Source organism: Leptonema illini DSM 21528, assembly GCF_000243335.1.
GTDB classification, from domain to species: Bacteria; Spirochaetota; Leptospiria; order Leptospirales; family Leptonemataceae; genus Leptonema; species Leptonema illini.
Window position 1 is genome coordinate 5,630 of the sequence record NZ_JH597774.1, and the last position, 7,950, is coordinate 13,579.

General features: G+C 52.9%; 3 protein-coding genes. 2 read left to right on the forward strand and 1 reads right to left on the reverse strand.

Features of this window, described 5'->3' with window-relative positions; genetic code table 11:
* Positions 1 to 13: 13 nt before the first annotated feature.
* Positions 14 to 6,688 carry an N-acetylmuramidase domain-containing protein gene (locus tag LEPIL_RS20445; RefSeq protein WP_002775652.1) on the forward strand — a complete coding sequence of 2,225 codons (6,675 nt, stop codon included), beginning with the start codon at positions 14 to 16 and terminating at the stop codon, positions 6,686 to 6,688.
* A 1-nt stretch (position 6,689) separates the two neighbouring features.
* The gene (locus tag LEPIL_RS20450; RefSeq protein WP_002775653.1) at positions 6,690 to 7,115 is read left to right on the forward strand and encodes a hypothetical protein; all 426 of its coding nucleotides are present in this window, start codon (positions 6,690 to 6,692) and stop codon (positions 7,113 to 7,115) included.
* A 217-nt stretch (positions 7,116 to 7,332) separates the two neighbouring features.
* Here LEPIL_RS20450 and LEPIL_RS20455 read toward each other — a convergent pair whose 3' ends face one another.
* On the reverse strand, positions 7,333 to 7,590 hold the full coding sequence (locus tag LEPIL_RS20455; protein WP_002775654.1) for a hypothetical protein: 258 nt from the start codon (positions 7,588 to 7,590) through the stop codon (positions 7,333 to 7,335).
* Positions 7,591 to 7,950 lie beyond the last annotated feature (360 nt).

Below are 7,950 nucleotides of genomic sequence, written 5' to 3' on the forward strand. Positions count from 1 at the left end.
GCAGAGTCGTTTTGTGAATTATCGCACGTATGCAGACGACGGTAATGGTTTTTTTGAAGCGGATTATCGCAAGTATCTGGCGAACGTCTTAGAGGACGATCGCTATCTTGACGTGAACTTCTATAACGTCGAGACGGATCCTCCGGCCACGGATAAGGACGGCAGGATCGTGCAGACGTATCATGAATTCCGTCAGGGTATGCTCCTTGAGACGGAAGGTGCGCTCGATTCGACGGAGGGTGCGCTTGTCGCTTCGAATCTTCCCGCCATGTTTGCCGACGGATCGTTCGTGAATCGCCTTGTAAGCGACCGTATCCGCAGCGATTACGACTCCATCGTTCTCGATCAGAATACGACCGATGCCACAGACGACAGTCTTGTGGAGCTGCGCACCGTACAGCGTATCACGTTTAACCGGGATGCCTCATCGGCGCAGCAGATGATTGAGGCCTATCATGCGCATCTCGCCAACAACTATCTGGATGCGTTAAGCGGTCTGAGCGACGCCCTGCGCGGACTCTCCCGCGCCGCCTCGGAGGTTGACGCCACGGGCAGCGCCGAAGATCGCCTGAAAGACCAGCTTGCAAAGGCGCAGTCGGGTAACTATGCGTCGCTGCGCACCTCTTTTGAAACGGCCCGTACAGCGGCCCTCACCCTCAGTGCGGACTCCGGTGACGAATCTCAGCTTGAGAAAAGAGGTGAGATCGACGGTCTTGAAGAGGCGGTGAGCAAGGCCGAGGACCAGTTCGGAGCCTCGGCCCGTCGCAAGCATCTGAAGGTGCTCGGGCAGACCCTCTTTGTGGAGCAGATCTTTACTCCCATCGCAGAGAAGTTCGTGAACGCACGCCTTGCCTACGACGCCCTGACGACAGAGGCCGGCGTTCTGCAAGACGCTTATAGCGCGGCCATCAGCCAGTATACAAGGCATCTCGATGACATGAGCGCCTGGTGGCGGCGCCTTGAAAGCGCGCAGGGCGACGCACAGCGGCGTCTTGCCGTGAAGGACTATGCCGAGACTCCGTATCTCTTCTCGGCCTCTATGAGCGAAGAGGCCCGTCTCGACGCCCTCAAAGACTACGCCACCGACGCCCGCGAAGAATACCGTCGGGCGGGTCTTTTACTGGAGCAGGCGAATGCGCAGCTCAAAACGGCCGGCTTTAACGTGCAGATCGACACGAATATGGAGAAGTTTGATCGCGTGCTCGGCGCTCTGGATAACGTCGATCCCGCCGTCTCGGCCGCCGTGAAGGTACCGTTAACCGATGACGAGCGCAAAGAACTCGCCGAACTGCGCGATCTCGTCTACAGACAGTATAACTTTCTTTCTATAGAAGAAGCGAAGGCCGCGCGCGACTCAGACATCGATCCCGACGACATCGCCCGTCTCGCAGAGCTTGAGAACCGGGAGATCTACGAACAATACGGTGAGCTCATCGCCGCCCGCGCCGATTACATCAAGCATACGATGCGCATGATCCGCCTGCAAAAGGCACGTACTCTCGTGCAGGCAGAGATCCAGCGCCTTGAAATGGAAACAGCCGAGAGGAAGCAGAAATTTGACCAGTCTCTGGCGGATAACTTTGGCGATTTTTCGACGTTTGCCGACGAAGTGGAGCGCGAGAAAGCCACCAATGCGCGGAATGTCGTCTACCAGCGCCTTGCCGCACAGTATGAGGCGGGTGTGGGGAATTATTTTGGAGAGCTTTCCGCATGGTACTGGAAGAGTGGCGACTGGCTGCGCTCCATCGGAGAGCAATCAATCACGCAGCCCCCAAGACCGACTGGATCTCAACTGGCCCTTGCCGAGGCAGCGCGGAATTATACCAGCGGTATTCCTGGAAGTGATATTACAGCTCTGGCAGAATGGCTTTCGCAAAAATCGGGAGCAGTATTTGCAAGTTTTACCGGTTTCTCCAGTATCTACTTCACCTTCTTTATGGCGGTCGGCTATAGAGATATAAAGATGTTTGAAAGGAATATCGTTTATAGCATCTGGTTCCCGATATTATCATCAACATCCGGAGTAGCGGCTTTTAACCCTTACGCGTACGCCTTGAATCAGCAAGCTCGGATCAACATACAGAAAGCCAGCGCCGAGTATCAGCTCGCTCTTTATGCCGCTCTAATTGCCGGTTACAATGCCGTGCAGGCCGGTACGAAGCCGACCGGACAGATAGCTGAAGTAGTCAAGCAACAGAAGGCCTATGAAGAGTCAAAGGCTAAGCTTGAGTATTTTACAAAGATACCGGATATACAAACCCTCAAAGAGCGGCTGCAAAAGTACGGGAAGATGCAGAAAGATCCCGATCCGGAACTTGCCGTCGCCCTCTACAGCCTTACGGAAGAGGATCTGCGATATCTCGTCGAGCTGGAAGAAGACGGTAAGATCACAAGCGTCGATTCTAATGGGAGCGATCAAGAATTAACCGAAAAAGAAAAGACCGAGCTGTATAACGCGAAGGCCTCGCAGGAGGAGGTAGAGTATACCGATTCGTTCAACCGTAAATATGATCGCGACCGGATCGTCACGTATCTGGACGCCGGCTATGCCGGGTTCTACAGAGACGGAGGATTGTATCGCAATGCATCCCTTCCCGGTGAGTATACGCGCATCCGCATAGCCGATCATGACGGAACGGTGCGTTACGCCTATGCCCTTCTTGATGAAGACGTCGAGGATAAGGCCGTCTATCATGCAGGAGACATCCTGCGTTCTCTTGTCGATCACGGCAACATCTTGAGAAACGATCGCGTGCAGGAATACCTTGCCGCCGGACAGGCGCAGACGGCCGGTAACGACTGGTCGTTTATTCTTGCCGAGCGCGACCGTACCATGAAGGATCTTTTCGATGAAGCGGCCGATAAATCCGACGCAGAAGGCGGCCGGGAGTATGCCGGCTATACGATGATCTACGGTGATTATGAAGCCAACCAGCAGGCCGTATTCGATCTGGAGTTGCAGCAGAGAGTCAACGTACAGAAAAAGGAGTGGGATCTTCGCGAACAGGAACTGCTTGACCGCCGTCAGGAATGGGAGAGCCGCGTCGCCGCCATGCTCAAGGCCGGCAAACGCTCGTGGACCGACGCCGAGGACCGCTATTTAACCGAATGGCGAGACTGGGAACGAGAATTCGATCGTAAGATAGAAGACGGCAATAAAGAGTGGGACGAGCGTATCGCGAAGCACATGGCCGACCGCGAGCAGTGGGAGGTCGATCTCAAGAAGAAGGCCTCAGAAGCGGCCAGCGAAGCCGCATTAACCGAGGTGCTTGGTGGATTCAACACCCAGCTGCAGACGTTAGCCAGTAACGCCGGCATCAGCATGACTCCCATCAATCTCAATGATGCGGTCGAGAAGGCGAAGAGCCAGATCATCGCCAATCTGCCCACGGAATTGGAGCAGCTTGCAAACATCAACGAATCGATCGAGCGGTTTAACACAAACCTCTCGCTCTCAGAGATGTGGGGCACCGACACTCAATCCGCCCTTGCCGGCCTTGCTACGGATTTCCGCAATGAGATGGGTAACTTCCAGAAGCAGATGGTGGTCTATGGCAACGCTAAGATTCTGGAACAGTATCAGAAGCTCATGTCTGATCTACTGGAGCAGATCGAGCGCCAGAATAAGGCCATCGAGCAGCAGACCGAGATGGCCGCCCTCGGCGCCGGCTTTGTGAAATCGGGGAACACGTTTATCAAGCAGAGTAAACTCGTCTCAACGGCGATCGGCATGGTAGAGGCGTATCAGTGGTATGACGGTAAGGCAGCCCTTGATGGTTACCTGTCGTCCATCGGGGCCGGATACGGCGGCCGTATTATTCTGAACGAAGAGGGCAATCCAGAGGAGCAGAGCCGCGACTCCGTCATGGCCGACCTGCCGGCATTCCTTGAAACGGCCGACGCGGTGGAGGTGGAGTCGTTCTTTGGCGTGCAGAAGCTCATACTCCAGAAGGCCTTCGAGAAGATCATGGGCACGGGAACTGCAGCGGAGCGGAAGAATTCCAAAGACAAAAAAGTCATCGGCGATCTTGCATGGTGGATCGGTAAGCCGGCGGGATCGAGCGAGTTTGTCTCACAGGTAGAGCAGGCCGCTCCACATCTTGGGGCGGAAGAGCAGAAGAAGCTCGGCATGGGAGAAAACGTAACAGGATTGGACGTCTTGAAGTATCTGTCTGATCCGGGTTTCGGTGAGTTAGGCGAGGGCGGGAATCGTCCGAGTGGCATCTATCTGGGCTTTTATAACAAGCTCGATCTTGTGAGCCGGTATGTGGACGGTAAAGACTCCGAGCGTATGGAGCGTATTCAGGGCTCCGTCGACCCGATATCGGCGACAATCAATCAGTTTAATCCGGTGACTATGCTTGCGACCGCGGTCCAGAATGTACAGATAGCCACCCAGGTGCACGGAACGGGCGCAGGTTATATGTGGGAGGCGCAGGTTCTCGGCGCCTACAAGGGAATGGCGAATACGCTTGGCACGGCCGTTGCCGCAGCGTTTAGCTGGACCGGCGTCGGTATTGCAATCGGCGCCGCCATCATAGCATCGGGGAACGCAATTCAGGTGGACACGAAGACCGGCAAGCGCGATGCCGTAATGAATGACCGTGCCGCTGTGGGAACGGCTATAGGCCTTGCGTCGATGTATGCAGGAAACCTGACTTCCGGTGCGAATGTAGGGGCGGCTGATCGATTGCTGGCCGCCGCCGTTAACACAAGTGCAAGTTCTATCGGTGCAGGCTTCTCATATAATGACCACGGTAACATCACCGGCTGGACTCTTTCTGGCTCGAACGGAGATGCCTTCTGGCAGAATATGGGAACAGGAGCGCTATCGGCAGGGATATCAGAAGGGTTCATCCAGGGCTTTAACGTGAACAACGCCTATGCAAAAGATATCATATCGAGCGTGAGCAGCACGGGAGTGAATACGTTCGCCGAATACTACAAGTATAATCAGGGGTATCAGAACAATTATGCGGCAATGGCGAATCCCGATATCGGCAATGCCAGTGCTTTCTGGAACCTTGCCGTCACGATGGGCGGTCGAGCGTCGAGGGACAGCAGTGCCACAAACACGACTTCCGGCGACTGGAGCTGGGATAATGCGATGTCTGGATTTGCCGAGGGCTTTCTTGGTGAGTTTACTGGCTGGGTGGGGCTTGGTTCTGCTCTTGCCAATAAGACAGGTCAGGTTTATTCTATGGTATCTGGCCTGTTTGGCATGGCGAGGAGGAAGGAGGAAGAGGACGGATTGAGCGCCAGTGCAGATGATATTAAAGGAGGCGGACTCGGTGCTGGTTGGGGACCGGATGGAGCGTCAGAACGGGAGTTGAGCGCAAGGAAGCTAATCGCAGAGGGGCGCATTATTGTCGATGATAAGGGGTATTTACGAGATTCTAAGGGGCGCTATGTTAATGAGTATGGTGAAGAGAATCTCACAGTAGGTACATTACCTTCAAAAACACAGGCTCCAGGAATTAGCGGTGCTCAGCCGCGCACGCAAGCCGAGATGGACAGGATAATATACCGGTCTATCAATGGATACTCTGGATCAGACTTGAGTGCGTTCAATGCTCCCGATACTTACGTAATAAACGGCGTGACCTTTATCAAAAAATCGAACGGAACCGATCAGTATTACGAAGCAATTGTTGATGGACAAAGAATAACCTATCAAATGACTCCCAAGGAAGGGGTTGTTATGAGTGTTTATGAAGCGGGCAATGATGGGATACGAAGTCAACGCATCCCGTTTGCTGATATTACAGGGCAGTTCTCTCCGGATGGGAAAGTAGAGCAATGGTTTCGATCGATGGTGCGAGGACTTGTTAGTGGTGAAGTAGGGCAACAGAAGAATCCAAGCTTACAGCCTGTTGGGCCTGGACTGTCATCTGGTTCTCTACAAGAACCAGATAAAGAAAAGGTCCGCGCTCTTGTGATAAAGCGTGCGGAGGAACTTGGTATTGACCCTGACGTGGCGGAGGCAGTTTTTGAAACAGAATCGGGCAACAAATTCCAGATTAATGGTCGGGTGGTTATAAGATTTGAACCACATTATTGGAATGGGACACAAGGAAAAGAATATGGTCACGACGCTGAGAAAATTGAAAATGTTGAATTACAATGGTTCAAAATAGAAAAACGTTGGCGTAAAGGTGATGGGGATGGAAAAGCAGCCTCAGCCGGACCAGCCTTTGTATACACTGGTGAACATTTCAGGCAATATCGACGTGGAGTCATGCGTATAGATCCAAAAAGCGGAGAAAAAAAACTCACTGCAGGGCCTTTGCTAGGCAAATGGGATGAGTGGCGGCCCAATAATGATGTGGCATTTATCCGATATCATGGATCTCAGGCCCGTGAGTATCAAGTATTTGAATGGGCACGCCAGCAGAATGAGGCGGCTGCTATTGTATCGATCAGTATGGGAGCTGCTCAGATTATGGGTTACCATGCCAAAGGTATGGGCTATGGAACGCCGGAAGCAATGTTCGAGAAATACTCAACAGATCCGCTTGAACAGGTAGAAGGATTTTTCAAATTTGTGCAATATAGGGGCTTAGTTAAGGCCCTGCAAAACGAAGACCTCGTTGAATTTGGGTATCGCTATAATGGCAGCAAAAAATATGGCCCCCAGAACATTGCCCCGAAGCTAAAGAAAAAAAGAAAGGCAAAGGAGTTGTACTAATATGAAACGATTTCTATTGTGGGCTGGGATTCTTTTTTTACTGAGTTGTGTCTCTCGTCCGGATGCGGCCCTGTGCCCTGATCCTTCTGAAAAGTCACGGATCGTGGGTTTCTGGGAGATGGAAAAGTCTGTAGGCGATTGGAACCAATACGAATGGGTCGCTGATTTGTTGCTCATAACAAATCAGCGGGGAGGATGTTTTTTTTATTGTTTTGGCTACACTTCGCGCGGTGAGCCTGTGATTACTGGAAAATGGTCAGTGCGGGGTAATGAAGTTCTGTTTGAGACTGACCGAAGAGAAGTAACGACTGTTTTTTTCGATAACGATTCGCACGACCTGCTTTTGTTCCGGCAGCATGAGGGCGATGGTAGTCTCTTGATCTACAAGAAGGTCGATTGTGACAAAACTTGTAAGGATTACCAGTGAACTGCGCTGTACTGCCCCCCTGTACGATAGCTTGTGGAAATGAAAGAGAACTGTCCGGATATCCGAACATGCTGGAAAAGGTCATTCGAGTAATGAGAAGAAAGGCGAATTTGTAAGGCGGTCGGGGATTTGAAGTCAGTTAACGGCTTGCCTGGGTTATCAGCAGATACCGCAGACCTGATTTTCGTTGATTTCCGGTCGGTTCGCTCTCGCCTGCTCATTTTTTTTTGCGAAAGAGATGTCTGTCGTGCATCTTTCCTGCGAGAACGTCATCGGGAGATAGATCGTAGAGCTGACCGTGAGGCCGACTGTTAAACTCAGGCGCAGCCTTTTCAAGAATACGGATCACGTCGTCATAAGAATAAGGCTTCTGTGGAAAGAGATACTCGTATTTCATGGTCTTGTTCCCGGCCTCGGAGATACTGTTGGAAACGATCACTTCGATCTGGCCGATGATTCGTCGTGGGTGAAGCACGGCTCTCGGGTAACGCCAGTAGATTCTCCAGACGAACCCCGCGCCAGGGATCGCCGCGGCGAAGAGGGAACCCGCTTACTGGCCTTTCTGTTGTTCCCTTTGCCTGCGTTTATAGCGGGGAGTCCCTCGCCGCAAGAGCCCGCCGCTTAGTTCGCAGCGTTGTTTGACCCTGTCGCCTGTGCGTTAAGCGGGGCGCCCGCAATAAGAGGCCGCAAAGCCCGGCGAAACCACTCCCACCCGAATCCCCGCATATCCTTACCCAGAAGTAGCCTCTGGGCGGAGGATTTTGTAGACGGCGGCCATATCGTAGAGGACGTGCATCCCCTGGAATATGGTGATCGGCCCCGGGAATCCATCGCT

Bases quoted from the DNA above. Each gene is read 5' to 3' on its own strand.
- LEPIL_RS20450 (WP_002775653.1), top strand. From the start codon at position 6,690: ATGAAACGATTTCTATTGTGGGCTGGGATTCTTTTTTTACTGAGTTGT.